This is a genomic window from Desulfomicrobium norvegicum (assembly GCF_900114595.1).
Classification (GTDB): Bacteria; Desulfobacterota; Desulfovibrionia; order Desulfovibrionales; family Desulfomicrobiaceae; genus Desulfomicrobium; species Desulfomicrobium macestii.
The window spans coordinates 88,543-114,226 of sequence record NZ_FOTO01000002.1 but is presented as its reverse complement, the minus strand read 5'-3'; the positions used below and the strand labels follow the sequence as shown (position 1 = coordinate 114,226).

Here is a 25,684-nt window from a genome sequence, read left to right as displayed (position 1 = left end):
GCCTGCCATGCAAAGGTCCGGGTCTAGCGCAACTTGAAATGTATGGGCAAAATGACCTGGCAGGCCACGGGCCGGCCCTTGATGGTCGCGGGGCGGAAACGCGAAAGCAGGACCGCTTCCCGGGAGGCTTCCTCCATGCCGAAACCCACGCCCCGCAGAACTTCCACGTCGCGCACGGCCCCGGCTTCATCCAGGGCAAGCCTCAGGACCACGATCCCTTCCTTGCCCAGACGTCTTGCTTCGTGCGGGTATCTGGGCTGGGCCATGCGGACAATGCCAGGGCCGCCGGGGGTTCCGAACTTCACCAGACTGTCCCCGGCGCCGTCGCTCCCGCCTGGTCTGTTGCCTCCTGAACCTCGTGCGCCCGCGCCGGTTCCGGCCCCGGCAGCGCCGGGCCGGTTATCCTGGCCTGTGCCCTGGGGGGGGCTCGCGGCCCCGGCTTGAAGCTTGGGGATTCCGGTCTGAACCTTCCGGGCTTCTGGGTGCTCAGTGCGGTCGCCGGGCGAATTCAGGACCGGGTCCGGGGGCGAGTCCGCAGTGACAAGGCCCGCGTCTGGCGTCCTTTCCGGGGTTTGGATTTTCGGCTCGGGGACAGGCTTACGAACAGGAGGCTGCTTGGTCGGGATCTGTTTGGGGGGATTGGGCTCAACCCGCGCCTGACTGATGGGTGTCTGCGCGGGCGCCTTTGTGGCAGCGGGCAAGGCAGGGGCGGGGGATGCCTCCGTGATCGGATTTTGCGCTTCGGGAGCCGGAGGCGTGGGCGGGATGCCTTGGGTCCGGGCGGAGGATGGCTCCGTGGCCGAATCGCCCAGCAGGGGCAGCAGGGAAGACTCGTCGGCTCCGGCTTGTCCTCCGGAAGAGGTGCCGCCGCCCGCGCCGCCACCGGAAAGCTCCAGGGCCATGAGCATGGGGCCGCTCGAACCTGCGCCGCCGGGGCCGAGCCATATCCCGAAAGCGGTCAGGGCCAGGGCATGAATCAGCAGCGCGCAGAGCACGGAGACAAGGCATTGCCGGGCTTCAAACGGCTGGCCGGGATGCGGGTGATTTTTCCCGTGGACGCCTTCCACGGCTTTTCCTATGTCTTGCGCAGCCTGCGCGCCTGTGGCGCGCAGGACTTCACCGCGCGGGTCATCCCCATGCGCAGCAAGGAAATCATCGTGGACCCACAACTCATCATCGTCGCGGGGCGGGAAAAATCTCTGCTCAGGCGTCATCCCTGGATCTTTTCCGGAGCCGTGGCCACTGTCAAGGGCAGACCTGTATCCGGGCAGACCGTCGATGTCCTGGGACAGAACGGACAATGGCTGGCCAGGGCCTCTTTTTCGCCCAAATCGCAGATCATGGGCCGGGTTTGGACTTTTGACGCCGAGGAAGTCATCGACGGGGATTTCTTTTTGCGTCGCATTCTTCAGTCGGCCGGCAGGAGAAAGGATTTCGAGAGTGCAGGCAATGCGCTGCGCCTGGTTCATTCCGAGTCCGACGGGCTGTCCGGGCTGATTCTGGACCGCTACGCCGGGGTTCTTGTTTTCCAGCTGCTGACTGCGGGCATGGAGTTCTGGCGTGACGCCATCATCGGGGCGTTGCGGAACCTCTTTCCCGAAGACGCCATCCTTGAGCGCTCGGATGTGGATGTGCGGGCCAAGGAAGGACTGGCCGCAAGGACAGTGGTCGTGCACGGCCAGATCCCCGAGCAGATCGGGATTCATGAGAACGGCGTGAAATATCTGGTTGACGTGCAGGGCGGCCACAAGACCGGTTTCTACCTCGACCAGCGCGACAGCCGCCTGGCCGTGGCGCGGGCCGCCGGGGGGCGCGAGGTGCTGAACTGCTTCTCCTACACCGGCGGTTTCGGTCTGGCCGCGCTCGGTGGCGGGGCGGCGCACGTGACCCAGCTCGATGCCTCGGCTCCGGCCCTGGCCCTGGCCGAACGCAACCGGGAAGCCAACGGATTTGCGCCCGGGAGCATGGACACGGTCTGCGGCGACGCGTTCCAGATTCTGCGCGACTGGCACAGGGAAAAACGCACCTTCGACCTCATCGTCCTCGATCCGCCCAAATTCGTTGATTCCAAGGCCAGTCTGAACCGCGCCTGCCGGGGCTACAAGGACATCAACCTGAGCGCCTTGCGGCTCCTGAACCCCGGAGGACGCCTCTTCACCTTCTCCTGCTCCGGCCTCATGGAAGACGCCCTGTTCCAGAAAATCGTGTCCGACGCCGCCCTGGACGCAGGCCGCACCGGCCGCATAATCCATCGCCTGACCCAGGCCGGCGACCATCCCGTCTCCCTGGCCTTTCCGGAAGGAGCCTACCTGAAGGGGCTTGAGGTGCTGGTGGATTGATCCGTAAATCCGTTTGCACTGCCGGCGTCATGGGCGCCCGGCGGTGCAAAATCCCGGCATGATCGCCTTGCGGCCCCGCTCAGGGCGTAAAGGCAGGCCCCTCCCAGAGCTTCAAGGCGTAGCCGCCTTGTTTTTGATCTCGCCTCCCCGCTGATCCAAATAGTACATCACCGGCACCACCATCCGGGAAAACAGCGTCGCCGCTACTTCTCCGGCCAGAAGCGATATGGCCAGGCCCTGGAAGATGGGGTCGAAGAGGATGACGAAGGCTCCCGCAACCACGGACAGGGCGGTCAACACCATGGGCCTGAAGCGTACTGCTCCGGCTTCGACCACGGCGTTTTCCAGGCTCTCGCCCTGTTCGCGACGCATGGTGATGAAGTCCACCAGGATGATGGAGTTGCGGACCACGATGCCTGCCCCGGCGATGAAGCCGATCATGGACGTGGCCGTGAAGAAGGAGCCTGAGATGGCGTGGGCCGGAATGATGCCGATGAGCGAAAGCGGGATGGGGATCATGATGGCCAGCGGCGTCGTGTAGGACCCGAACCAGCCCACCACCAGGATGGCGATGAGCACCAGCACCACGGCGAAGGCCACGCCCATGTCACGAAAGACCTCGTAGGTGATCTGCCATTCTCCGTCCCATTTCATGGCAATCTCGTGGGTCGTGTCCGCGCCGCGGGTGTAGAGGCGGGTCAGGGGTCGCGTGTCTCCGGCCTGCCATGCGCCCCGGCCGGTCGCGGCCAGTTCGTCCAGGGCCTCGTCCACGCGGGTCATGCCGTAGATCGGGCTCTCTTCCTCTCCCGCCATGTCGGCCGTCACGTAGATCACGGGCAGCATGTTCTTGTGATAGATGTAGCCAGGCGTGATTCCCTGCGTCAGGCTCGCGATCTGGTCGAGGGAAACCATCCGGCCGTTTTCTCCGCGCACGGGCAGGGTTGCCAGATCCTTTGGATGCGAGCGCTCGGAGACGGGCAGGCGAAGCACGATGGGGACGTCCTCCCGGGCGCGCGGATCATGCAGGATGCCGACCTGCATGCCCCCCACGGAGGCGGCCAGGACCTGTCTGGCCCGATCCGGACTGATGCCGTTTTGCAGGGCCTTCTCCGGACTGAGGCGCACCCTCGTCTCAGGACGCGGATCGTTCACGAACCAGTCCACATCCACAACGCTCGGCGTCCGGGCAAAGATGTCCTTGACCTGTCCGGCCACGGCCAGCCTTGAATCGTGGGTCGGGCCATAGATTTCGGCCACCAGGGTTTGCAGCACCGGCGGACCGGGGGGCACTTCCACCACCTTGATTCTGGCCCCGAGTTCCCTGGCCAGGGGCGCGATGCTTGTCCGCACCCGACCCGCGATCTCGTGGCTTGAGGCGTCGCGATCGCCCCGGCCGACCAGATTGACCTGAATCTGGGCTACGTTCGGCCCCTGGCGCAGGTAATAATGGCGCACCAGCCCGTTGAAGGAAAAGGGCGCGGCCGTGCCCACATAGAGCTGCACGTCGGTCACCTCCGGCTGCGCGATTATGGAGCGCGACAGCGTTTCGGCGGCGGCCATGGTGGTCTCAAGGCCCGTTCCGTCGGGCATGTCGATGACAATCTCGAATTCGCTCTTGTTGTCGAAGGGCAGCATCTTCACCAGCACGGCCTTGAGCGGAAAGAGGCTGACGGCCAGAAGGAGCAGGGCGACCATCCCTGCCAGAAAGAGGGCGCGGAAGCGGGGCCGTTCGATGAGGTGGCGCATGAGCCAGATGTAGCCGCGCGTGAAGATGTCATCGTGGGATTCGGGTTCGTGACTGTCCGAGGGCTTGAGGACCCGCTTGGCCAGCCAGGGGGTGATGACGAAGGCCACGGCCATGGACAGGAGCATGGCCATGCTCGCCCCCACCGGCATGGGGCGCATGTATGGTCCCATCAGCCCGCCCACGAAGGCCATGGGCATGATGGCCGCGATGACCGTGAAGGTTGCCAGGACCAGGGGCGCGCGCACCTCGCTGACGGCTTCGATGATGACCTGTGAAAAGGGCCGCCCCGCCGAGCCGGGCAGGCGCACGTGGCGCACGATGTTCTCCACGTCCACGATGGGGTCGTCCACCAGGATGCCGATGCAGAAGATGAGCGCGAACAGGGTCACCCGGTTCAGGGTGTAGCCCAGCAGCCAGTAGGTGGCCAGGGTCACGGCCAGGGTCACGGGCACGGCCACCATGACCACCGTGCTGGCCCGGCTGCCCAGGAAAAAGGCCACGATGCCGCCCACGGACAGGGCCGCGATGGCCAGATGGAAGAGCAGTTCGTTGGACTTGTGTTTGGCCGTCTCGCCGTAGTCGCGCACGATGACGGTCTGCATGTCCGCCGGAATGACCGTTCCGCGTAGGCTCTCGATGGTTTCCAGCGCCTTTTGGCAAAGCTCGGTGGCGTTGATGCCCGGGCGCTTGGCCACGGTCAGGGTGATGGCGGGCTGGAGTCGGCCGGTCCCGGCGGACAGGCCCTTGGACTCGGCCCGCGCTCCCGGGGCAAAGAGGACATAATCCTCGGGTTCGGCCCAGCCGTCGCGGATATCCGCCACGTTGCCGAGTGTCACGGGGTGGCCGCCCTGCACGGCGATGACGGTTCCGGCCACGTCGGCGGCGGAGCGCATGGCATTGTCGAGGCGGACCTGACGGCTGGCTCCGGCCGAGGTCATGAGCCCGCTCTGGTCGGCCTGGTTCTGGCTCGCGATGGCCTCGGCCACATCCACGCTGTCCAGGTTCAGGGCCCGCAGCCGCGCCGGGTTCACCTCCACGGTCAGGGCCCGCTTGCGTCCGCCGATGAGGCTCACTTCCGAGACCCCGTTCATGGCCCGCAGGCTCTCGGCCACCTCCGAAGCGACCTGGCGCAGGGTCCGGCTGTCATGGGTGTCGGAGGTCAGGGCCACGGCCAGAACCGGCACGTCGTCGATGGAGCGCGGTTTCAGGATGGGCTGCGAGCATCCGGGCGGAATCCAGTCCAGGTGCTGGTAGAGCTTGCCGTAGGTCTTGATCAGGCTCCTCTCCACATCCTCTCCGACCAGAAAGCGCACCACGGTCAGGGCCTTGCCGTCCATGGCCGTGGAATAGACGTATTCCACCCCCGAAATCTCCCACAGCAGCTTTTCCATGGGACCGACGACGCGTTTTTCGATCTCTTCGGGCATGGCTCCGGGCATTTCGACCATGATGTCGATCATGGGCACGATGATCTGCGGCTCTTCCTCGCTCGGGGTGCGCAGCACCGCGAAGACGCCGAGAAAAATGGAAAAGACGATGATGAGCGGCACGAGCTTGGAGTCCACGAAGCTCGAAGTGATGCGGGTCAGAAAATCATGGTTGTGGGCGGGATGGTTCGACATGGATCACTCCCGAACCAGCAGGTCGCCTTCGCGGGCCACTGCGGGCGCGCCCAGGACCACCTCGTCGTCCGGGGAGAGGCCGGACAGGACCTCGACCAGAATTTCTGCCCCATCGGGCACCGCGCCGAACTGATCGGTTCCGGTCTGGAGGATGAAGGTCTTTCCGCCGAGCACGGCCTTCTGGTAGGCGCCGCCGATCTTGACGATGCGCAGCCGGAGCGTGGAGTCACTGTCGACGATGAGCGCCGTGCTCAGTTCGCCGCGTGGCCTCAGGGCGGATTGAGGAACCAGCAGCTTTCTGGCCGTGCCAACGGGTACGCAGACCTTGCCGTACATGCCGGGGCTTGGCGTAGCGTCAAGGGCGGCCTTGACTCTGAAGGATCGGCTTGCGGGGTCCACCTGTCCGATCACGGCCGAAAGGGTGGTCAGGAACGGGGCCTCGGACAGGGATGGAATGAGCGCGACCACGTTCATGCCCTGTTCGATGCGTCCGAGCAGGGATTCGTCGGCCTGGGCCACGAGCTCGAAGCCGCTCTTCAGGTCATCCACCTCGGCCAGGGGAGTTCCGGCCTGCACGAACGCGCCCAGATCGACATGACGGCGTGTCAAAACCCCGTTCAGGGGGGAGGTCACGGTGCTGTACTGCATGAGGGCGCGGATTTCGGCGCTTTGGAATCCGGCGGCGGAAGACTGCGCGGCCATGGCCTTTTCCTGGTTGGCCAGCGCCTCGTATTCGGCCTGGGCCCGGTCCACATCGTCGCGACTCACGGCAGCCTGGCGCAGCAGTTTTTGCATGCGCTCCAGGGTGGCCTTGGCCTGGTCCTTGCGCGCCGCCAGGGCCTTGCCCTCCAGGCCGGCCTGCCCGGCCGTGGCGCGCATGCTCTGCTCGCGCTGCCGCAGCTCGGCGTCGTCGATGCGCAGGATGGTCTGGCCCGCCGTGAGCACGTCCCCTTCCCTGGCCAGGATTTCCGTCACGGTGCCGCTGGTCTTGCTGGCCAGGGTCACGCTGTTGCGCGACTCGACCTGTCCGGGAAGGCTCCTGCATTCACGGGCCTCGGTCAGGGCCAGACGCATGGTCTGGGCCTTGATTGTTCGTGGTTCGGGCTTGGAGCGGGCGTCGTCCTGGCTGCATGCGGCAAGAAGCAGGGCAAGACTCAAGAGCAGATGGATGAATGCGGGCATGTCGGGATCTCCGGAGGTGAGGTGACGCTGTTCAGCGCACATGTACACCCTGCCGGGTTCCGAGTTCAACCTTGGGGAAAGGGAAAATATTAACTGGAGCGGGAAGGTATGGATTGGATCATGGCGCACGGCTGCGCAAAATGAGCTTGCGCCATGATCCAGGGAGGGGGCTACTTCAGGAAATCCTTCATGCACCGGCACAGCCGGGTGATGCCGTCGTCGATGACCTGTTCCGAGGCGTTGGAGAAGTTCAGGCGCAGGGTGTTCTGTCCTGTGCCGTCGGTGTAGAACGGCATGCCCGGCACAAAGGCGACCTTCTGCTCGATGGCCAGGTTGAAGAGGTCCATGCACGAGCCCTTCCCTTCGGGCATGGTCACCCATGAGAACATGCCGCCTTCGGGACGGGTGAAGATAACGCCTTCGGGGGCCTCCCGCTCCAGGGTCCGGACCATGGCCGAGGCCTGGGAGCCGTAGCAGGCCGTTATTTTGGCGATGTGGTCGTCGATGGAGTGCTTTTTGAGGTACTCGGCGATGACGAACTGGTTGAAGGTCGAGGAGTGCAGATCCGCGGCCTGCTTGGCCTTGACCGCCAGGCGGATGATTTCCGGAGGGGCGACCATCCAGCCCAGGCGAAAGCCGGGTACCGTGATCTTGGAGAAGCTGCCGAGCATGATGCTGCGTCCTCCCGTGTAGGCGAAGAGCGGCTTGTGGTGCTCGCCGGTGAAACGCAGTTCTCCGTAGGGGTCGTCCTCGATGAAGACCGTCTCGGGATATTTATGCAGCAGCTTGCCCAGCTCCTCGCGTTTGGCCCTGGAGTAGGTCAGGCCCGAGGGGTTCTGGAAATTGGGCACGGCATAGAAGAGCTTGGGGCGTCCCGTTGCCAGCAGCGACTCGACCTGGTCCAGGTTCGGGCCGTCCTCCTCCAGATCCACGGTCACGAATCTGGGCTCGAACATGGTGAAGGCCTGGATGGTGCCAAGGTAGCTCGGCCGTTCCAGGATGACCTCGTCGTCCTTTTCGATGAAGAGCTTGCCCAGAAGGTCAAGACACTGCTGGGAACCCGTGGTGATCAGCACCTGATCCGGGTCCACGGTCACGCCGTGGCGGGAGTAGCGGCTTGCGATCCAGGCCCTGAGTTCGACGTATCCTTCCGTGGTGGAATATTGCAGGGCGCGCGCTCCGGCCGTGGCCAGGGTTTCGCGGGCCGCATCCTGCAGAGCCTCGATGGGAAAGAGGTTCGGATTGGGCAGCCCGCCTGCGAAGGACGTGATGCTTGGGTCCTGGGTAACCTTCAAGATCTCGCGAATGAAGGATTTTGGAGTGTTCTGGATGCGTTTGGTGAACCTGAAACTCATGATGCCTCCTTGAGGCCGGTGTTATGCGAAAAATAATCTGCCCAGTGCCACGCAGCCCATGCCGGTGACGATGGCGCCGACAAAGCTCTTTGTTTTCCAGCAGACCGCGAAGGTCGGGATGGCCGCCCAGAGAAAGATGTTGTCGGCGGAAAAATCAAGTCCTTTTTCCGTGATCACCAGCGACGGCAGCAACATGGCCGAAAGCACGGCCACGGGGATGAAGCCCAGCCAGCGCACGACGGACTCGGGCAGGGTGCGCTGCGCCAGGGCCAGGAGCGGCAGGGCGCGCGGGACATAGGTCACGGCCATCATGCCGAGAATGGTCAGGAAGATTGTCTGCTGGTCCATGCGTGAACTCCGAGGCCAATGGTTGCGGCGATGACGGTCGCGGCCAGGACATGACTCTGGTCAAGGCCCGCGAGCATCAGGACGGTGGACAGGACGCCCGCGATGACGGCCACGGCAAGGTGCTGCCGCGACTTGAGCTGACCCAGCAGCAGGGCGATGAACATGGCCGGCAGGGCGTAATCAAGGCCGATGGGCCGGATGTCGGTGATGAGCGTGCTCGCGGCCAGGCCAAGGACCGTGCCGCCGACCCAGGCGCTCTGGGCGATGACGTTGATGCCGAAGGTCTCCCCTGGACCGGTCTCGCCCCTGGCGAAGCGGCCGACGTGCAGGGCGAAGGTCTCGTCCGTCATCTGGTAGGAGAAGAGGGCCAGGCGGGATTTGCTCCAGCCGCGCAGGTAGGGGGCTAGTGCCGCCGACATGAGCAGGTGGCGCAGGTTGACGACGAAAGTGGTGGCCACGATGGCCAGGGGCGCGGCCTTGGCGGCAAACAGGCCCACCGCGATGAGCTGGGCCGATCCGGCAAAGACCAGTAGGCTCATGAGTATGGTGTTCATGCCCGAAAGACCGGACTTTTGGGCCAGAACCCCATAGGCGAAGCCCACGGGCACATAGCCCAGAATGATGGGCAGGGTCTGGCGGAAGGCCGAGACCAGGGGGGACTCGGCGCGGCTGGTGGATGAAAGGGTGGCACAGTTCATAATCGATTATCCTCTTCGGACTCAACCTAGTCAAAATCTGTTTGCAGTACAGATACAGTTTGTATAAATTTCGACCATAACAGATTGGAGAGATCGACGGGCTGCAAACCGCGGAAGAGATGGTGGCATGGCGGTCCGTTCAGGGCAAGGCCGAAAGGTTACGGATGGGGGGTTGGCAGGGGCCGGGAGTGGCGGTCCGCCGGAAATCCCTCGCGGGCCTCGTAGAGACGGATCATCGCTTCTTCGAACAGCGGCCTGCGCTCCGTCCGGGAGGCGATGATCCGTCAAACGATGCCTGGCTCAGTCAGACAGCCGACGGCCCGTCACTCCCGGCCCCCGCCAAGCCCTGCGGTACGTCGGTGAATGTAAAGGCAGAAATGCACCGTCCTGTCCCCGGCGTCATTCCCGCGAAGGAGGGAATCAATGCTTTTGATCGAAAGCACCCGATGCCTCCACGAACGAAAAAGACAAGGGCTATAACCAAAAAAACGCAGTAACCTTGGGAGCAGTGTCTTCTCCCTTTGCCATGCGTAAGGGTACTTCTATGGAAGATTTCAGATACCGGCAGATCGAGCAGAACCTCATGCAGCAGATCGTCTCGGGCACTCTCGGTCCCGGAGCCAGGCTGCCTTCCCTGCGCCATGTCAGCCTGCGCAGCCGGGTGGCGGTCAGCACCGTGCTCCAGGCCTATGCCGAGCTGGAGCGCAAGGGAGTCATCGAGTCGCGCCCCAGGTCCGGGTTTTTCGTGCGGCGCGACACGCGGCAGCTGCCGCCTCCGCCGCGCAACCCCCGGCCCGTGCTCCGGCCGCACACCGTCAACCGCAGCCAGCTCATCTCCGCCGTGCTTGAGACCGTGGGCGACCGGGAGCTTGTGCCCCTGGGCATCAATTGCCCATCGGAAGATCTGCTGCCCTACCGCGAACTGGCCAAGGTGGCGGCGCGCCTGTCGAGGGAAGATCCCAAGCGCCAGGTCGGCTACCTGCCCGTGGAGGGCAGCCTGGAGCTGCGCCGCCAGCTGTCCCTGCGCGCGGCCCAGGCGGGGCTTGCGGTGCGGCCCGAGGAGATCATCATCACCTGCGGGGCCCTTGAGGCCCTGCACGTGGCCGTGCGCAGCCTGGTCCGCCCCGGAGACAACGTGCTCATCCAGGCTCCGTCCTATTTCTGCTTTCAGCAGCTTCTCGAGAACCAGGGCGTGCGTTCCATCGAGATCCCCTCGCATCCCCGGCACGGGGTGGACCCCGCCGACGTGGAGCGGGCGCTTGAGCGCTTCGACATCAGCGCCTGCATCTTTACCCCCAATTTCAACAATCCCGACGGTTCCCTGACTTCGGACAGCGCCAAGCGCGAAATCGTGGAACTTCTGGCCAGACGGGAAATACCGCTCATCGAGGACGATGTGGCCGGAGACCTCCATTTTGGTCCGACCCGCCCCACGGTCTTCAAGATGTACGATGCGCAAGGGCTGGTCATTCTATGTTCGTCCCTTTCCAAGACTCTGTGTCCGGGCTACCGCATCGGTTGGATCATGCCGGGCCGGTTTTATCGCGAGGCCTACGAGGTCAAGGCCACCACCAACGTCTGCTCCGCGACCCTCACCCAAGAGGCCGTGGGCCTCTATTTGCGCGAGGGCCGGTATGATCGGCATCTGCGCGGTCTGCGCCGGGCCTTGCAGGAGCAGACGCAGTCCATGCAGCTGCACGTCAGCCGCACCTTCCCGGAAGGCACGCGGGTCGGCAGGCCCGAAGGCGGGGGAGTGCTGTGGGTGGAACTGCCGGCGGGCGTGGATTCGGTGGAACTCATGTACCGGGCCAGGGAGGCGGGCATCAGCATTGCTCCGGGCACCATCTTTTCGACCCAGGATCGTTTTTCCGGGCATGTGCGGCTTAACTCCGGCAATCCCTGGACCTCGGAATTGGCGGGCGGGATAGAACGCCTGGGCGGCCTGGTGGCCGAGATGGTCGGCGGGTGAGGCGCGCTTGTGTCATTTTGGCATATTGACGAGGCTTCCATGCTGGTCGAGGAAACGGGCATGTCCATGAACACCCCCCTTTTTCCCCGTAAACTGTATGTGGAGCCGGCGACCCTGTGCAATCTGGGCTGCGCCATGTGCGTCAAGCATTCCGCGGGCTGGGACTGCGAGGACGCGCTCATGTCCAGGGCGACCTTCGAGGCCCTGGCTCCCCTTTTTCCCCATCTGGACACACTGAACCTGAACGGCATCGGCGAATCCCTGATGCATCCGGAGCTGGCCGCGTTCATCGCCCTTGCCAGGGCCAAAGTGCCTGATGGTTGCATCATCGGGTTTCAATCCAACGGCATGCTTTTAACCCCGGCCCTGGCCGGAGAACTCATGGATGCCGGGCTCGACAGGATCTGTTTTTCCGTGGATTCGCCGGATGCGGATCAGCTGGAGCGCTTTCGTGCCGGAGCCGAACTCGGTCAGGTCGGGCAGGCCTTTGAGCTGATGCGCGGGGCAGCAGCCCGCCCGGGGGCCCGGCCGTTGTCGCTTGGGGTGGAGACCGTGGTCAGCGCCCAGAATTATACCAGTCTCCCCGACATGGTCTCCTGGTGCGCGGATCGCGGCGTCGAGTTCGTCATCGTATCCCACGTCCTACCCTACAACGCCGTTGACGCCCCGCAAAGCCTTTACGTGCCCTTGTCCCGCCGCTGTCTGGATTTTTACCGCGAATGGGAAAAGGTTTTTCACGCCGAAGGGCTGGATGTTTCGCATTCCTATACATCCTTCTACGCCGTGTTTCGCACACCGCAGCAGCAGCGGCTGGTCGACATCATTCTGGCCATGAAGGAGGACGCGCAGGGACGCGGTCTGCAATTCAGCCTGCCCAATGCCATGAACGTCGATTTCGAGCGACTGGAGCGCGTTCGCGAGACATTTGCCCGCGCCATGGATGTCGCGCAGGCAAGGGGGATTCGCCTTGATCTGCCCGAAACGGAGGCGCGGGAGCCCCGGGAATGCGCGTTTGTGCGCGATCCGAGCCTGTTCGTGGCGTACGACGGCGCCTTGGCTCCCTGCTATTATCTGTGGCACAGCTATTCGGCCTGGCTGCTTGGCTCCGAGGTGCGCGTCAGGCAGCGGGCCTTCGGCCTGGTACCGGAGGATGATCCTTTGCAGGTCTGGCGGTCTAGGGATTTTGTCCGTTTTCGAGACGAGGCCGTGCGTGAGGAATATGCCCGCTGTGCCGATTGCAGCGTGGTTCCATGTGATCATGTGCAGGGCTTTCCCGCGCCTTTCGCCAAGGACTGCTATGGCCAGACAGTGCCGTGCGGAGTCTGTCCGTGGTCCGGCGGCGGATTTGCCTGCCTGCGATAAAAAAAGGGAGGCGCTGATGGCCTCCCTTCGTTGTCGTGCGTCGGATCTGCGGTGGCTGGTTTTTTTAAAACTCTTGAAATTCGCAGGCCGCTTAAAAATGGTGAGATGCAAGGAAGCGAAAAAAGCCAGGCGCGCAGTGTATTGGGCATACATGAGCGGTCTGGCTTTTTTCGCTGACGCAGCAGATTGCCGTTTTTAAGCGGCCTGCTAGCCCATTGCGGCAGGTCCGGTTTCCTGGGTGCGGATGCGCACGGCGGCGGCGCATTCGAGCACGAAGATCACTCCGTCGCCTTCCTTGCCGGTCCGGGCTCCCGCGTTGATGGCCTCCACGGCCTGCTCGGCGAAATCGTCGTTGACTCCGATCTCCAGTCTCAACTTCTTCAGCAGGTTCACCTCCATGACCACGCCTCGGTAAGTTTCGGTGAATCCTTTCTGGCGTCCGCTGCCGAGCACGTTGGTGACGGACATGTTGTAGATTTTCTTGGCGTACAGCTCTTGCTTGACTGCGTTCAGGCACTCGGGCCGGATATATGCTATTACGAGTTTCATGGCGTTATCCCTCTTATTCGTTGGTGAAGATCTGGAAGCCGTTGTAGGATTCCATGCCGTGTTCGGTGATGTCGAGACCCTTGAGTTCCTCTTCCTGGGTGACGCGTACGCCGATGGTCACCTTGAGCAGATAGAAGAGGACCAGGCCGGCGCCGAAGGCCCAGGCGAAGACCGCCGCCGCGCCAATGATCTGTGTGATCAGAATTTCCGTGCCGCCGCCATAGAGAAGTCCCGTGGCAGATCCGTAGCCGGGTGCGGCGAAGAAGCCGACCATGATGGTTCCAAACAAGCCGCATACGCCGTGAACGGAGGAGGCGCCTACCGGATCGTCGATTTTCAGGACCTGATCGATGAATTCAAGTGAGATGACGACCAGAATGCCGGCCAGGAAACCAATGGCCAAGGAACCGATGGGGGAAACTTCGTAACAACCGGCCGTGATGGCTACCAGGCCCGCCAATGCGCCGTTCAAGGACATCGATGTGTCTGGCTTGCCGTGCTTGATCCATGCGTAGATCATGGCGCCAAGAGTGCCCATGCAAGCGGCAAGGCTGGTGTTGACGGCGATATAGCCGATGCTGCCGTTGACCGCGGTGGTGCTGCCGGGGTTGAAGCCGAACCAGCCGAACCAGAGGATGAAGACGCCAAGGCCGGCCATGGGGATGTTGTGACCGGGGATGGCCTTGGCCTTGCCGTCGGGGCTGTACTTGCCAATGCGCGGTCCGATGACCAATGCGCCGGCCAGGGCCATCCATCCGCCCACTGAGTGGACCACGGTGGAGCCGGCGAAATCGATGAAGCCCATGTTTTCAAGCCAGCCTTTGCCCAGTTCGCCGGCACCCCAGAGGGAGCCCCAGGCCCAATGGCCGGAGATGGGGTAGATGACGGCCGTGACCACGATACTGACGATGATGTAGGCTGAAAATTTTGTTCTCTCCGCGATGCCGCCGGAAATGATGGTCGCAGCCGTGGCCGCGAAGACGGACTGGAAGAACCAGAATGTCAGAGTCCACAGTCCTGCGTCGCTGGTCGGATCGGTACCGGCAAGGGCGAATCCGGATGAACCGATGAATCCGCCTATGTCCTGCCCGAACATGAGACCGAATCCCAGGAGCAGAAATGCGGGTTGCCCAGCCCCGAAGTCGATCAGGTTTTTCATGAGAATGTTGCCCGCGTTCTTGGCCCGCGAAAATCCCATCTCAACCAGCGCAAATCCGGGCTGCATGAACATTACCAGAATAGCTGCGAGTAAAGTCCACAGCAGGTTGGCGTTGGACTGCGACAACGCCTCGCCTTCGGCAAAGGCCATGGCGGGGGTGAAGGTTGCAAGCAATAGGGTCAAGGCCCAGACTTTTGGTCTGAGCAGGGCGGTTGTTTGTTTTTTCTCTTCGAACATGATGACCTCCGTGATGGTGAGTGTTGATACCTCCACAGAGCATAGGGGATGCCAAAGTTGTTAACTGTCCGTTTTTTAAGATTATATGATGTTTTGAGGTATTTGCTCCTGCGGTATTTGTTATTTTTGAAGCCTTTTTTCGGGCAGATTCCGATATGAATTAACATTTATGTATAATCGTGTGCGGATGTTTTTGCGCGCCCGCTTTTCTGCAGCCGGTTTTGTAATGATTTTATGTTTTCTCTTTTATTCCAGCTGATTATTTTTTTTCCAATTTTGAAATACGTTTGGCGATCGCGTCCCTGTCGTCGCGCTCTGGATTTTCTTTTCAGACAAGCCAAATTTCACCGAATAATCCCTTTTTGATAAATCTGCCTCTCGCGGAAGCACTTGGCCGGGCGCTCATTTCGATTTTTGCGTCGAGTTGTCATGTCATATGCCGCTTGTCGCCGACAAATTTGTTTATTTTTACAAAATAGTCGTCAGGCTTGGTGTCGCTGTTTTACAAAAAAAGACAATTTGTCGTTTGTTCTGTACGAAATTGTATTGAAATGAATTCATGTTGCTCAGTCTGTTTTCTCAATGCCCCGATATGAAATGATTTTTTCCTGTGGCACCGTCCTTGCTTATATCCGACAAAAATGGAGGTGCATTGTGAATCCGACTGATACTGCTTTTATCATTATTTGTGCTGCCCTGGTCATGTTCATGACTCCCGGGCTGGCCCTCTTCTACGCGGGCATGACCCGTTCCAAGAACGCCCTGGGAACCATAATGCAGAGTTTTGCCGCCCTTGGCGTCATTACCCTGGTCTGGATCTTCTGGGGATATTCCCTGTCGTTCGGTACTGACATGAACGGCCTCATCGGCGGACTGGACTTTGTAGGCATGGCCGGAGTGGGCATGGAGCCGCACGAGTCCATAGCAACCAATCTTCCGCATATGGTCTTCATGATCTTTCAGTGCATGTTCGCCATCATTACCCCCGCCCTGATTTCCGGTGCCTTTGCCGAACGTATGCGTTTTTCCGCATTTATCATTTTCATCATCCTGTGGTGCACGTTCGTCTATGCTCCTTTGTGCCACTGGGTCTGGGGCGGCGGATGGATGGCCCAGATGGGCGCCATGGATTTTGCGGGCGGAGCGGTCGTACACATGAGCTCGGCCAGCGCGGCCCTGGCCGCGGTTCTGGTCATCGGCAAGCGCAAGGGCTACGGCAAGCGCTCCTTCTTGCCGCATAACCTGCCCATGACCATGATCGGTACGGCGCTCCTGTGGTTCGGCTGGTTCGGTTTCAACGCCGGCAGCGCCCTGGCCGCCGACGGCCTGGCCGGCAACGCCTTTGTGACCACTCACATCGCGGCCGCCACTGCCATGCTTGCCTGGGTGTTCGCGGAATGGAAGTTTCACGGCAAACCCACAACCCTGGGCGCGGCTTCCGGCGCGGTGGCAGGGCTTGTGGCCATTACTCCGGCGGCAGGTTTTGTCGGCATCATGGCTTCCGTGCTCATTGGGCTTGGCGCGGGCGTACTGTGCTACTTCGGCGTGAGCCTCAAGGCCCGCTTCGGCTACGACGACAGTCTTGACGTGGTTGGCATTCACGGAGTGGGCGGAGTCTGGGGTGCCTTGGCCACCGGTCTTTTCGCCAGCCAGGCCATAAACCCAGCCGGATTCAACGGTCTCTTCTACGGCAACCCCGGCCAGCTCTGGATTCAGTTCGTATCCGTCGTGGCCACCTGTGCCTTTTCATTTGTCGTGTCCTATGTTTTGCTCAAGATCGTTAACGCCATCGTGCCCATTCGTGTCACCGAAGAAGAGGAAGAGGCCGGGCTTGACGTGGCCATTCACAGCGAATCCGCTTACCAGGCCTGATTTGCCAACCACTTGAGGAGGAATCATGAAACGAGTAGAAATAATCACCCGGCCCTACAAGCTGGACGAAATCAAGGAAGCCCTGACGGGCATGGGCATTCAGGGCATGACGGTCACCGACGTGCGGGGTTTTGGACGCCAGCGCGGCCACAAGGAAGTCTATCGCGGGGCCGAATATCAGGTCGACTTCGTGTCCAAGGTCAAGATCGAGATAGTCATCGACGACGACATGCTTGATCAGACCCTGGAGGTCATCCAGCAGGCCGCCAAGACCGGCAAGATCGGCGACGGCAAGATCTTTGTCTCCACCATCGACAACGCCATCCGCATCCGCACCGGAGAATCCGGCGGATCGGCCCTCTAGGAACGGGCAGCTTCGGCTGCCCATTCTCGACATGAGCATCGAAACCTTACGCCTGGCCCGGGACCTTTACCGCAACGTGAATGCGGACCCGGGCCATTCTCCTGCCTGGTTCTCCGCGTGCATGGATGATTGGGTACGCACGGCCTGTCAAAGTCGCCTCGACTCCGGCGGGGGGACGCTGGTCCTGGCCCTAGGCGGGTATGGTCGCTCCCGGCTTTTCCCTTATTCAGACATCGACCTTCTGGTCTGCCTGCCCGAATCGGGCGCTCCCGATCCCGAGCTTCTGGCCCAGGACCTGTTTCTTCCGCTGTGGGACAGCGGTTTTGACGTCGGGCACGGCATCAGGACCGTCTCCGAGACCATCGACCTGGCCGCCGCCGATTTCGAAGTTCTGTGCTCGCTCCTCGATGCCCGGCTGCTGTATGGCTCCGCGGATCTGTTTTCCGATTTTCAGACTGCCGTTGCGCGGGATCTTGTCATTCCCCTTCGCGCGGAACTTTTCTCCTGGCTCGCCGGACGTCATGAGGCGCGGCACGAGCGCTTCGGCGATACCGCGCATCTCTTGTCCCCAAGCCTCAAGGAGGGCCGGGGAGGGCAGCGCGATCACCAGACTACGCAGTGGCTGGAAACCTTGTGCCGCATGGGGGGGGATTCGTTGCCCCTTCTTTCGGCTTCCGAGCGGGAGGCATTGTCGCGCAGCGCCGATTTCATTTCAATGGCAAGAGTGGCTCTGCATCGCGTCAGCAAGCGCAAGAATGATGTCCTGCATCTGGAATTGCAGCCCGAGATAGCGCAGCTCATCGGCTATGGTCCGGCCACCGACAGGGATTCGGTGGAAAGGTTTCTCTCCGGGCTGCACAAGGCCATGGCCGAAACGAGGCTGCTTTGCCGGCTCTGTCTGGACAAGGCGCGGGTTCTCGCCGGAGGCGCTGCTTCCGGGAAACCCAGCGCCCCGGCCGGCCTTGATTTTTCCATTCTTGTCGCCGATCCGGCCAACGTCTTGGAATTGTTCCGGCACAGCGCGCAGACCGGGATTCCCATTGGCTGGCATACTCGGCGCATTATCCAGGACCGTTTTCCCGCCTTGTCCCTGGACCTGAACTGGCAGAAGCCCATTGTCTCGCGTTTCGAAGAGATTCTGTGCAGCGCGCACGCCGGGCACGCTCTCGACCAGATGCTTGAGGTCGGTTTCTTGAACCTTTTTGTGCCCGAGTTTTCGGCCATCGAGCATCTGGTCCAATTTGACGCCTATCACAAGCTTCCAGCCGGTCCGCATCTGGTCGAGACGGTGCGCAATCTTGCGGCCTTCGACCAGGATCATGAATTTATGGGTGATTTTCTGCACGCCCTGCGCAGCGATCCCTGTCTGCGCTGGGCCGCGCTGCTGCACGACATCGGCAAGGGTAACGGGGATCACGCCGTCAAGGGCGCGCGGCTCTCGCGTCTCATTCTTGAGCGTTTGGGATATGGCGATAATTTTGTTCAGGAATGCGCCTTTCTGATCGAACACCATCTGCTTCTGGTGCATACCGCCACGCGTCACGATCTGGGAGAGGAGTCCGTCGTCATGGAACTTGCCCAGACGCTTGGCAGCGTGAGGCGCCTCGACCTGCTGACCCTGTTGACCTGGGCCGACTCCATGGCCACCGGCCCCAAGGCCTGGAATCCGTGGATCGAGAATCTTTTGCGGGAAACCTATTTCAAGACGCGCAAGGTCCTTGAACATGGATTAATGTCCGATGAAACCCTCGTGCACAGGCTCAGCACCCTGCGCGATGCCCTGCGCTCCAGCCGTCCTGCCCATTTTTCCATCCGCGATTTCGAGCGCTTTCTCTCCGTCATGCCCGCCAGGTACCTGATGCAGACCGCGCCCAAGCGCATCATCGAGCATATCGAACAGGTCCGTGCTTTTCGTGAATGCCCTGATTGCGGACCGTTTCACCTTTCGTGGGAGCACAGGCCCCATTCAAGGTCGTTGCGCGTCACGCTGGTCTCCACCGACCGCCCCGGGCTCTTTGCCCGAGTGTGCGCGGCCCTGGTCCGGCATGGGATGTCCGTGCTTGGCGCGGAACTTTGTGTCTGGGATGACAAGACGGTCGTGGACGTGTTCTGGGTCACCGAACCTCTGGACATGCTTTATGCCGACCAGACGGTCGAAGCCTTTCAATCCAGCCTTTTTGGCCTGCTTGCCGACGAGAACAGGCTGGATCAGCTCCCTGTGCAGATCACCACGCGACTCCGGAAGGTTTTCGCACTGGACCGCGATCTGGTCAGCGTTCGCCTCGACAACGGCGTTTCGGATTTTTACACGGTGCTTTCCATTGAAGCTCCGGATGTGCCCGGACTTCTGGCCACGGTTTCGCTTTGCCTTTACCGGCTTGGCGTTGACCTCGTCTTTGCCAAGATCGCGACGCAAAAAGACAAGGCCATGGACATTCTGCACATCCGCGAAGGCGGGGAAAAGATTCCCGACTCCGAGTGCGAATCACTTGAGCGCACCCTGTGCCTGCTCATCCGCAGCCTGTACGCCTGAAGTTCTATGAGTGATTGGGTTGCCCGATCCAGTCTTCCAAGGTCACGGGTTCCGAGAGGCATTGATACCTCGGTTCCCAGTCGCACCTGGCCTTGATCTCGGCGCCATGCTGGATGATGGAAATGGGACGGTCCGAGCTGACCACGACCAGGATGACCTGATCGTGTTCGGCCGTGAACCTGAGGGCGGAGTTGTATCTGGCTCCACGGGCGCGGTTTTCTCCGGCTACCGCACGGCCATCGAGAAGGGAGGCGAATGCGTGCAGCTTGAGGTACATCATGTCGATGTGCAGCGCCCCGTCCACCTTGGCCAGCGATGTCGCCAGATCAAGGTCCATGTGGCGCTTCAGATCAAGCGGCGTTTCCAGATGCTGCCCCGAGATGTTGGCCAGTGGGCTTCCGAAGTCGAGCACAAGGGCGCAGCCGTGTTTTCTTTCCTGGGCGCTGCGCACCAGCGTGCTGACTACCTTCATGATGGTGTAGAGCTTGCTTGAATCGAGATTGAGTTCAAGCAGCACTTCTTCAAGCTGTACCAGATTGGCTTGTCTGGTGGAGGAGTGGAACCCGCCGTCGGAAAAGCTGCATATGGTTTCGTCCTGGACCTTGATGAAGCCATGATTCCCCCGAAATTCCGCAGTCACGGAAAAGTCCGGCATCCTTCCCGTGCCGATGCCGATGATTTTCTGTCCGTTGCTGACCAGCTTGTGCTTGTTGCCCTCCACGGCCTGCAGGAGCTTTCGGGTGTGCTTGAAATCCTTCATGGCAGGTCTTTCGAAATCCCCGAATGTGGCCAGATAATGGATTCTGTGCGCCTGCGAGGGCTCGACGAAGATGAGATCGCCAAAGGCCCATTTGCCTTCTTCCTGCGTCTTCGAAATGTTCAGGACCGAGTCCAGTATGGGGTAGATGCGCAGCCGCGTGTCCGGGCCCAGGCTCAGATTGCGCATGTCGACGATGTGATCCCGGACTGCGTGGGTCGCAAAATTTTGCAGTACATATCCCGATGTCTCAAGGTCCGCGATGCTTTTTGTCCCCAGATCCTGGGAGAGGAGCCTGCACGCGTACTCCAGCCAGCGCTGCGTGGGCCCGGTGGAACACATGTCCACATGGTGCTCGCTGAGCCAAGTCTGGTAGAACATGTTGTGGAAATGTCCCCCACAGGCGATTATTCCAGCCAGCTCGGGGTTGTCGAACTCGCCTGCGTCTTGGTCCTCATCACCGGAAAGATCCTGCATCCATTTTCCATGTCTGAGGTAGAGTTCCTCCAGACGCGGTTCGTGTCCGCGCAGCAGATCGCAGGGGTCATAAATACGCAGCGGGCTGTTCCTGTTCAATGCATAAATGAGCGCGGCCCGGCTTGGCCCCGAGAACCTGGCCAGCCCATTGCACAAGCCGTCGTGAATCTGGTCAATGCATTTGATCAAAAACAGTTCTTCCATGAGTATCTTCCGGTAATTTTTCTTTTTCCGCTATCTCAGGCATAGTTTTCGGTCAACGCATCCTTTATGAAGGGCCTTGCTCCCTTTTTTTCAGAGCTTAGATTGTGTCATGAAAAGCAAGGAGGTTTTTATGCATGAAGTCAGCCTGAATCGCGTCATTACGGATTACCTCACCGGCCGGGAAATCATGGATACCACGTATGAGGACCTGCGGCAGGCTTTGGCCAAGCTGCTTGTTGAAGACAGGAAGTATCCGCGTGAAAACATCCGCTCAAAATATGCCCTGGATTACTCTATAAACGGGGAGCCGCATTCGGTCGCCATCGATCTGGCGGTTTTTTCCCCTGCGGGTGAGCCGCTTTTGGCCCTGATTTTCTGCCCCGGAGAGGTCGGAACCTTTGTGAGAGAGAGTGTCGCAGCGGCCCGCATTCATCTGCCGTCTCCCTTTCCGCTGGTCATCGTGACGGATTCGATGGAATTGCTGCTGGTGGAGACTAAGACCTCCGAGGTGATCGGGAGCGGCTTCAATGCAGTGCCCCGGTGGAGTGAGCTGCCAGGCCTCGCCCAGGCGCATCCCTGCCCGTTGCCGGGTGAGGACCGGCTGGACAAGGAGCGCAGGATACTTGCAGCCTATGACGGTCTGGGCGGGCCTTGCTGCGGCAGTGAATGCGGCATCTAGGTGGTCATGCGGCCTATCGGCGGGAGCGAGCACCATTTTTCCTGTTGCGCCGAAGGCCAGGACGCCAGGGTTTCGGTGAGTTCCTCCTGGGTGATGCCTACCGCGCCGACCTGTCCGACCACCAAGCCGGCGGCGCAATTGGCCAGTATGCAGGAGCTGAGCAGATCGAGGCCTGAGCTCAGGCCAAGGGCAATGACCGCGATGACGGTATCTCCCGCACCGGTCACGTCGAAGACCTTCTTGGCCGTGGTTGGCAGGTGAAAGACCCCCTGGCCGGGCAGGAATACTGCCATGCCTTCCGCGCCCAGGGTTATGACAAGGCTTTGCAGGTGTCGCTGCTCGATGATCCTCTTGCCCGCATCAAGGATCTCCGCGCGGTTTGTGATGGGCATCTCAGCGCCTTCGGATGCTTCCTTCTTGTTTGGCGTCATGCAGTATAAATCGTCGTAGTGAGGGAAATTGCATGTCTTTGGGTCCAGAATTATTTTTTGATCCGGCTTTTTCCGTTCGCGCAGCCAGCGCAGAAATTCTTCCGAAATGATCCCTTTGCCGTAGTCGGAGAGGATGATCGTATCAAAACCGTCGATCCGGCAATCCACCGTTTCCAGAAGGGACGAGAATTCCCCAGCATCGAGGGGACGGTTCGTTTCCCTGTCCACGCGCAGCATCTGCTGGTGTTGGGCCATGATGCGGGTTTTCAGGGTAGTTTCACGTGATGCCGACCGGATAAGATGACTTTCAACCCCGAGCGTGCCGCAGAGGTCCTGCAGATTGTCACCATAGAGATCCTGGCCGCAAATGCTCACCAGGGTGGGGCACCCGCCAAGGGTGGCCACGTTCTGGGCCACATTGCCGGCGCCGCCGATCTTGAAGATCTGTTCGGTGATTTTGACTATGGGCACGGGCGCTTCGGGCGAAATTCTTTCAACCAGCCCCTTTTGATACTGATCGAGCATGATGTCGCCGATGATGAGCACCTTGGAGCCGATCATGCGCGAGGCATTGAACGCCAGATTCATATTTCCTGCTCCTTTGCCATTCGTTCAAGGAAGGACGCTATTTTTTCCCTTTCTTCGTTGCTTGCGTAAGCGAACACGATTTTTCCTTTTTTTGGCGTTCCCGAGTGTTTGACGGTGAAGGTGCCTGCCAGGGCCTTGACCACGTCCGCTATGTCTTCGGCCATGGGTTTGGCGCGGCGCGGTTTTTCTTCTTCCGGCTCGTTCCGGTTTTTGATTTTTTTGACCAGCTCTTCCGTGGCGCGCACGTTCAGATTCTTTTGCAGAACCTTTTCCGCCAAAAGGGTCATGCTCTCGGGATCATCGAGCCCGAGCAGCGCCCTGGCGTGTCCGGCGGAGAGGGCATTGGTCTCCAGCAGGTTCTGCACCTTTTCCGGCAGCTTCAGCAGCCGCAGACTGTTGGTCACGGCGGGTCTGCTTTTGCCGATCTTGTCGGCCAGCTCTTCCTGGGTGATCTTGAAATGTTCCTTGATCTGCCCCAGAGCCCGCGCTTCCTCGATGGGGTTGAGATCCTCGCGCTGAAGGTTCTCTATGAGCGCGATGGCCATGCTTTCATGGTCGTCCATGCGCCGGACTATGCAGTCGATGGTATCAAGCCCGGCCATGCGGCAGGCTCGCCAGCGCCTTTCCCCGGCCACGAGTTCGTAGTGTCCCGTTGGCAGCGGTCTGACCAGCACCGGCTGGATCAGGCCCTGGCTCTTGATGGAGGCGGCCAGCTCTTCCAGCGCCGCCTGGTCGAAGTGGTGGCGTGGCTGGTGGATGTTGGGCTCAAGCGCGTTTATGTCCAGCGTCACTATTTCTGCTTCGTGTTCGGGTTCGACATTGCGGCTTTTGATGAGTACATCAAGCCCGCGACCGAGCCCGCGTTTTTTCATGGTCATGCTTTACCCGCGGATGTTTGCGTCAAGGGCCGTTGACCCCTGGCGATTCGTATTTAAAGACAGATGATTGTCCAAACCTTCAACTTCCGGAGTCACAGTGAACAAGGATACGGCCATCAGATACGTAGTCGATGCCAAGGGTGCGCCCCAGGGTGTTTTTATCGAAGAGGAAATGTGGCAGCATGTATGCCGGCATGTTCTCTCCGTAGTGGAGAAGCTCTATCCCTCGGTAGATCCCATTGTCGAACCCATGGCTGACCTGCAGCTCCTCGAAAAATATTGGGACCTCCGTTACGAGCTGCCCACCGACGTGACGTGTGAAACCTGCGGATCAACCACCGAGGACTGGAAAGCCGACGAACCCCGCAAGTTCATGCTGCGTGCCGCCAACATGGGCGGGCTGCTTGCATTCCAGTGTGTCGCTTGTAAGTCGCGCATCACCAAACGCCATTTCAAGGACAAGGTCACCGTGACCTGCACGCCTCAGGTCGCCTGCTCCTGCGATTGACCCAGCTTCTTGTCGATCAGTTCCTGGGCCAGAGTGATATAGGACTGGGTTCCCATGGACCTGATGTCGTAGAGTATGGCCGGAAGGCCATGGCTCGGCGCCTCCGACAGGCGCACGTTTCTCGGTATCGATGTTGTGAACACAAGCTCTTTGAAGTGGTCGCGCACCTCGCGTTCGACCATGAATGAGAGCTTGTTGCGTTTGTCGAACATGGTCAAAAGTATGCCCAGGATGTCGAGGTCGGGATTCAGCCTTTCCTTGACCAGTCCGTAGGTTTTCATGAGCTGTGCGATTCCTTCCAGCGCGTAGTATTCGCATTGCAGCGGAACGAGCAGCCATCTGGCCGCGCACAGGGCGTTGATGGTGATCAGCCCCAGTGATGGAGGACAGTCGATCAGAATGTAGTCGTACTCCGGGCTCAGCAGTTTCACGATGCCGCGCAGTATGAATTCCCTGTCCTTCTCTTCGCCAAGTTCGATTTCCGCGCCTACCAGGTCCGGCGTTGAAGGGAGTATTTTCAGGAACTCCATGTCGGAATCAACGATGCCCTTGCGTGCCTCTTCCGGAGAGAAAAGGGCCTGGTAGATCGAACTTTGCACCTGGCTCACGTCGACGCCAAGGCCGCTTGAAGCATTGGCCTGCGGGTCGCAATCAATGACCAGTACGCGCTGTTCCATGGCCGCCAGTGATGCCGCAAGGTTAACGGTGGTGGTGGTTTTGCCCACCCCGCCTTTCTGATTTGCCAAAACGATTGTCTGCGCCAAAAGTCTTCCCTCCAGATCCTGTTGTTTCACGGGGAACTAAGGACGGTAGTAATCTTTGTACCAGGCGATGAACTTCTCTATTCCTTCCTCGATGCTTGTGGATGGCTTGAATCCGACTTCCTTGATCAGGTCATCGATGTTGGCGTAGGTCGCCGGCACGTCTCCGGGCTGGATATCCATGTAGTTGCGCACGGCTTTTTGGCCCAGGGCATTCTCAAGCACGGTGATGAACTGCTCAAGTTCCACGGTGTTGTTGTTGCCGATGTTGTAGAGCTTGTAAGGCGCGGGGGAGGTGCTCGGGTCGGGATTCTTGCCGTCCCATGCCGGATTGCCTGCCGGAATATGGCTCACGATCCGGAACACGCCCTCGACGATGTCGTCGATGTAGGTGAAGTCCCTGCGCATCTTGCCATGATTGAAGACGTTGATCGGCTTTCCTTCGCAGATGGCCTTGGTGAAGAGGTACAGCGCCATGTCGGGGCGCCCCCAGGGGCCGTACACCGTGAAGAAGCGCAGACCTGTGGTCGGCAGCTTGTAAAGGTATGAATAGGTGTGCGCCATCAGTTCGTTTGATTTCTTGCTGGCCGCGTACAGACTCACGGGATGGTCCACATTGTCGTGGACTGAAAAGGGCATGGATGTGTTCAGCCCGTAGACCGAGCTCGACGAGGCGTACACCAGGTGCTTCGTACCGTTGTGGCGGCAGCATTCCAGCAGGTTTGCAAAGCCTACTATGTTGGAATCAATGTAGGATTTCGGGTTCAGAAGGGAGTATCTAACACCCGCCTGAGCCGCCAGATTGACCACGTGTGTAAACTCGTTGGCCTTGAAATATGCATCCAGGGCTACGCCGTCAGCGAGGTCGATGGGCTCGAAATGGAAATTTGAATCCTGTTGCAGAAGCTTCAGGCGGTCTTTTTTCAAGTCCACCGAGTAGTAGTCATTGAGGTTGTCCAGGCCAAATACGGAAGTTCCCGCGGCAAGAAAGCGTTTGGCGAGGTGAAAACCGATAAATCCCGCCGCGCCCGTGATAAGAATTTTCATGCAATGCTCCATGTGAAA

The 25,684-nt window shown here is 60.4% G+C and carries 21 protein-coding genes; 8 read left to right on the top strand and 13 right to left on the bottom strand.

Annotated features, from left to right (window positions below; translation table 11 throughout):
• Window positions 1–23: 23 nt before the first annotated feature.
• A complete protein-coding gene (locus BMZ24_RS04535) occupies window positions 24–995 on the bottom strand; it encodes an energy transducer TonB (protein ID WP_161949035.1) in 972 nt (323 codons plus the stop codon).
• Here BMZ24_RS04535 and BMZ24_RS04530 point away from each other — a divergent pair.
• Window positions 972–2,339 (top strand): class I SAM-dependent rRNA methyltransferase, encoded by a 1,368-nt coding sequence (locus BMZ24_RS04530; protein WP_244150283.1) that lies wholly within the window; start codon window positions 972–974, stop codon window positions 2,337–2,339. The genes BMZ24_RS04535 and BMZ24_RS04530 overlap by 24 nt on opposite strands.
• 111 nt (window positions 2,340–2,450) lie before the next feature.
• Here BMZ24_RS04530 and BMZ24_RS04525 read toward each other — a convergent pair whose 3' ends face one another.
• The 5 genes from BMZ24_RS04525 to BMZ24_RS04505 form a co-directional block, all read right to left on the bottom strand.
• Window positions 2,451–5,708 (bottom strand): efflux RND transporter permease subunit, encoded by a 3,258-nt coding sequence (locus BMZ24_RS04525; RefSeq protein WP_092189744.1) that lies wholly within the window; start codon window positions 5,706–5,708, stop codon window positions 2,451–2,453.
• 3 nt (window positions 5,709–5,711) lie between these two features.
• Window positions 5,712–6,890 carry an efflux RND transporter periplasmic adaptor subunit gene (locus BMZ24_RS04520; RefSeq protein ID WP_161949034.1) on the bottom strand — a complete coding sequence of 393 codons (1,179 nt, stop codon included), beginning with the start codon at window positions 6,888–6,890 and terminating at the stop codon, window positions 5,712–5,714.
• 170 nt (window positions 6,891–7,060) lie between these two features.
• Window positions 7,061–8,245 (bottom strand): aminotransferase-like domain-containing protein, encoded by a 1,185-nt coding sequence (locus BMZ24_RS04515; protein ID WP_092189740.1) that lies wholly within the window; start codon window positions 8,243–8,245, stop codon window positions 7,061–7,063.
• 21 nt (window positions 8,246–8,266) lie between these two features.
• Complete coding sequence (locus tag BMZ24_RS04510; RefSeq protein ID WP_092189738.1) at window positions 8,267–8,593, bottom strand: AzlD domain-containing protein; 327 nt, start codon at window positions 8,591–8,593, stop codon at window positions 8,267–8,269.
• A complete protein-coding gene (locus BMZ24_RS04505) occupies window positions 8,569–9,291 on the bottom strand; it encodes an AzlC family ABC transporter permease (protein WP_092189736.1) in 723 nt (240 codons plus the stop codon). Before BMZ24_RS04505 ends, BMZ24_RS04510 begins: the two co-directional genes overlap by 25 nt.
• Window positions 9,292–9,835: 544 nt before the next feature.
• Here BMZ24_RS04505 and BMZ24_RS04495 point away from each other — a divergent pair.
• Both BMZ24_RS04495 and BMZ24_RS04490 read left to right on the top strand, forming a co-directional pair.
• Window positions 9,836–11,260, top strand: coding sequence for an aminotransferase-like domain-containing protein (locus BMZ24_RS04495; protein WP_092189733.1), 1,425 nt, complete (start codon window positions 9,836–9,838; stop codon window positions 11,258–11,260).
• A gap of 39 nt (window positions 11,261–11,299) precedes the next feature.
• Window positions 11,300–12,622 (top strand): radical SAM/SPASM family putative metalloenzyme maturase, encoded by a 1,323-nt coding sequence (locus tag BMZ24_RS04490; RefSeq protein ID WP_092189731.1) that lies wholly within the window; start codon window positions 11,300–11,302, stop codon window positions 12,620–12,622.
• Window positions 12,623–12,829: 207 nt separating this feature from the next.
• Here BMZ24_RS04490 and BMZ24_RS04480 read toward each other — a convergent pair whose 3' ends face one another.
• Window positions 12,830–13,171 carry a P-II family nitrogen regulator gene (locus BMZ24_RS04480; protein ID WP_015775214.1) on the bottom strand — a complete coding sequence of 114 codons (342 nt, stop codon included), beginning with the start codon at window positions 13,169–13,171 and terminating at the stop codon, window positions 12,830–12,832.
• A 13-nt stretch (window positions 13,172–13,184) separates the two neighbouring features.
• Entirely contained in the window at window positions 13,185–14,567 is a 1,383-nt protein-coding gene (locus BMZ24_RS04475) for an ammonium transporter (RefSeq protein ID WP_208599802.1), read from the bottom strand.
• Window positions 14,568–15,221: 654 nt separating this feature from the next.
• On the opposite strand from BMZ24_RS04475, the gene BMZ24_RS04470 reads away from it, so the two are divergent.
• The 3 genes from BMZ24_RS04470 to BMZ24_RS04460 are packed head-to-tail and all read left to right on the top strand — an operon-like array spanning window position 15,222 to window position 19,336.
• A complete protein-coding gene (locus BMZ24_RS04470) occupies window positions 15,222–16,439 on the top strand; it encodes an ammonium transporter (protein ID WP_092189729.1) in 1,218 nt (405 codons plus the stop codon).
• A 25-nt stretch (window positions 16,440–16,464) separates the two neighbouring features.
• Entirely contained in the window at window positions 16,465–16,803 is a 339-nt protein-coding gene (locus BMZ24_RS04465; RefSeq protein ID WP_092189727.1) for a P-II family nitrogen regulator, read from the top strand.
• A 31-nt stretch (window positions 16,804–16,834) separates the two neighbouring features.
• Window positions 16,835–19,336, top strand: a complete 2,502-nt coding sequence (locus BMZ24_RS04460) for a [protein-PII] uridylyltransferase family protein (protein WP_092189725.1) — start codon at window positions 16,835–16,837, stop codon at window positions 19,334–19,336.
• Between the two features lie 4 nt (window positions 19,337–19,340).
• On the opposite strand, the gene BMZ24_RS04455 is transcribed toward BMZ24_RS04460, so the two are convergent.
• Entirely contained in the window at window positions 19,341–20,774 is a 1,434-nt protein-coding gene (locus BMZ24_RS04455) for a DNA integrity scanning protein DisA nucleotide-binding domain protein (protein WP_092189723.1), read from the bottom strand.
• A gap of 130 nt (window positions 20,775–20,904) precedes the next feature.
• On the opposite strand from BMZ24_RS04455, the gene BMZ24_RS04450 reads away from it, so the two are divergent.
• Window positions 20,905–21,453: a type I restriction enzyme HsdR N-terminal domain-containing protein gene (locus BMZ24_RS04450; protein WP_092189721.1), complete on the top strand. Its 549-nt coding sequence runs from the start codon at window positions 20,905–20,907 to the stop codon at window positions 21,451–21,453.
• On the opposite strand, the gene BMZ24_RS04445 is transcribed toward BMZ24_RS04450, so the two are convergent.
• Both BMZ24_RS04445 and BMZ24_RS04440 read right to left on the bottom strand, forming a co-directional pair.
• On the bottom strand, window positions 21,450–22,472 hold the full coding sequence (locus tag BMZ24_RS04445) for a bifunctional heptose 7-phosphate kinase/heptose 1-phosphate adenyltransferase (RefSeq protein WP_244150282.1): 1,023 nt from the start codon (window positions 22,470–22,472) through the stop codon (window positions 21,450–21,452). The genes BMZ24_RS04450 and BMZ24_RS04445 overlap by 4 nt on opposite strands.
• Window positions 22,469–23,350 carry a ParB/RepB/Spo0J family partition protein gene (locus BMZ24_RS04440; protein WP_092189719.1) on the bottom strand — a complete coding sequence of 294 codons (882 nt, stop codon included), beginning with the start codon at window positions 23,348–23,350 and terminating at the stop codon, window positions 22,469–22,471. The genes BMZ24_RS04445 and BMZ24_RS04440 overlap by 4 nt, the downstream gene beginning before the upstream one ends.
• A 97-nt stretch (window positions 23,351–23,447) precedes the next feature.
• Between BMZ24_RS04440 and BMZ24_RS04435 the strand changes: the two genes are divergently transcribed.
• A complete protein-coding gene (locus tag BMZ24_RS04435) occupies window positions 23,448–23,858 on the top strand; it encodes a hypothetical protein (protein ID WP_092189717.1) in 411 nt (136 codons plus the stop codon).
• Here the strand turns inward: BMZ24_RS04435 and BMZ24_RS04430 are convergent.
• Entirely contained in the window at window positions 23,834–24,622 is a 789-nt protein-coding gene (locus BMZ24_RS04430; protein ID WP_092189715.1) for a ParA family protein, read from the bottom strand. The two genes, BMZ24_RS04435 and BMZ24_RS04430, sit on opposite strands and share 25 nt — an antisense overlap.
• Before the next feature lie 36 nt (window positions 24,623–24,658).
• A complete protein-coding gene (locus BMZ24_RS04425; protein WP_092189713.1) occupies window positions 24,659–25,666 on the bottom strand; it encodes an NAD-dependent epimerase in 1,008 nt (335 codons plus the stop codon).
• Window positions 25,667–25,684 lie beyond the last annotated feature (18 nt).

Coding starts and splice junctions, on each gene's coding strand:
- BMZ24_RS04530 (WP_244150283.1), top strand. CDS start 972: ATGAATCAGCAGCGCGCAGAGCACGGAGACAAGGCATTGCCGGGCTTC.
- BMZ24_RS04525 (WP_092189744.1), bottom strand. CDS start 5,708: ATGTCGAACCATCCCGCCCACAACCATGATTTTCTGACCCGCATCACT.
- BMZ24_RS04520 (WP_161949034.1), bottom strand. CDS start 6,890: ATGCCCGCATTCATCCATCTGCTCTTGAGTCTTGCCCTGCTTCTTGCC.
- BMZ24_RS04515 (WP_092189740.1), bottom strand. CDS start 8,245: ATGAGTTTCAGGTTCACCAAACGCATCCAGAACACTCCAAAATCCTTC.
- BMZ24_RS04510 (WP_092189738.1), bottom strand. CDS start 8,593: ATGGACCAGCAGACAATCTTCCTGACCATTCTCGGCATGATGGCCGTG.
- BMZ24_RS04505 (WP_092189736.1), bottom strand. CDS start 9,291: ATGAACTGTGCCACCCTTTCATCCACCAGCCGCGCCGAGTCCCCCCTG.
- BMZ24_RS04495 (WP_092189733.1), top strand. CDS start 9,836: ATGGAAGATTTCAGATACCGGCAGATCGAGCAGAACCTCATGCAGCAG.
- BMZ24_RS04490 (WP_092189731.1), top strand. CDS start 11,300: ATGCTGGTCGAGGAAACGGGCATGTCCATGAACACCCCCCTTTTTCCC.
- BMZ24_RS04480 (WP_015775214.1), bottom strand. CDS start 13,171: ATGAAACTCGTAATAGCATATATCCGGCCCGAGTGCCTGAACGCAGTC.
- BMZ24_RS04475 (WP_208599802.1), bottom strand. CDS start 14,567: ATGTTCGAAGAGAAAAAACAAACAACCGCCCTGCTCAGACCAAAAGTC.
- BMZ24_RS04465 (WP_092189727.1), top strand. CDS start 16,465: ATGAAACGAGTAGAAATAATCACCCGGCCCTACAAGCTGGACGAAATC.
- BMZ24_RS04460 (WP_092189725.1), top strand. CDS start 16,835: ATGAGCATCGAAACCTTACGCCTGGCCCGGGACCTTTACCGCAACGTG.
- BMZ24_RS04455 (WP_092189723.1), bottom strand. CDS start 20,774: ATGGAAGAACTGTTTTTGATCAAATGCATTGACCAGATTCACGACGGC.
- BMZ24_RS04450 (WP_092189721.1), top strand. CDS start 20,905: ATGCATGAAGTCAGCCTGAATCGCGTCATTACGGATTACCTCACCGGC.
- BMZ24_RS04445 (WP_244150282.1), bottom strand. CDS start 22,472: ATGAATCTGGCGTTCAATGCCTCGCGCATGATCGGCTCCAAGGTGCTC.
- BMZ24_RS04440 (WP_092189719.1), bottom strand. CDS start 23,350: ATGACCATGAAAAAACGCGGGCTCGGTCGCGGGCTTGATGTACTCATC.
- BMZ24_RS04425 (WP_092189713.1), bottom strand. CDS start 25,666: ATGAAAATTCTTATCACGGGCGCGGCGGGATTTATCGGTTTTCACCTC.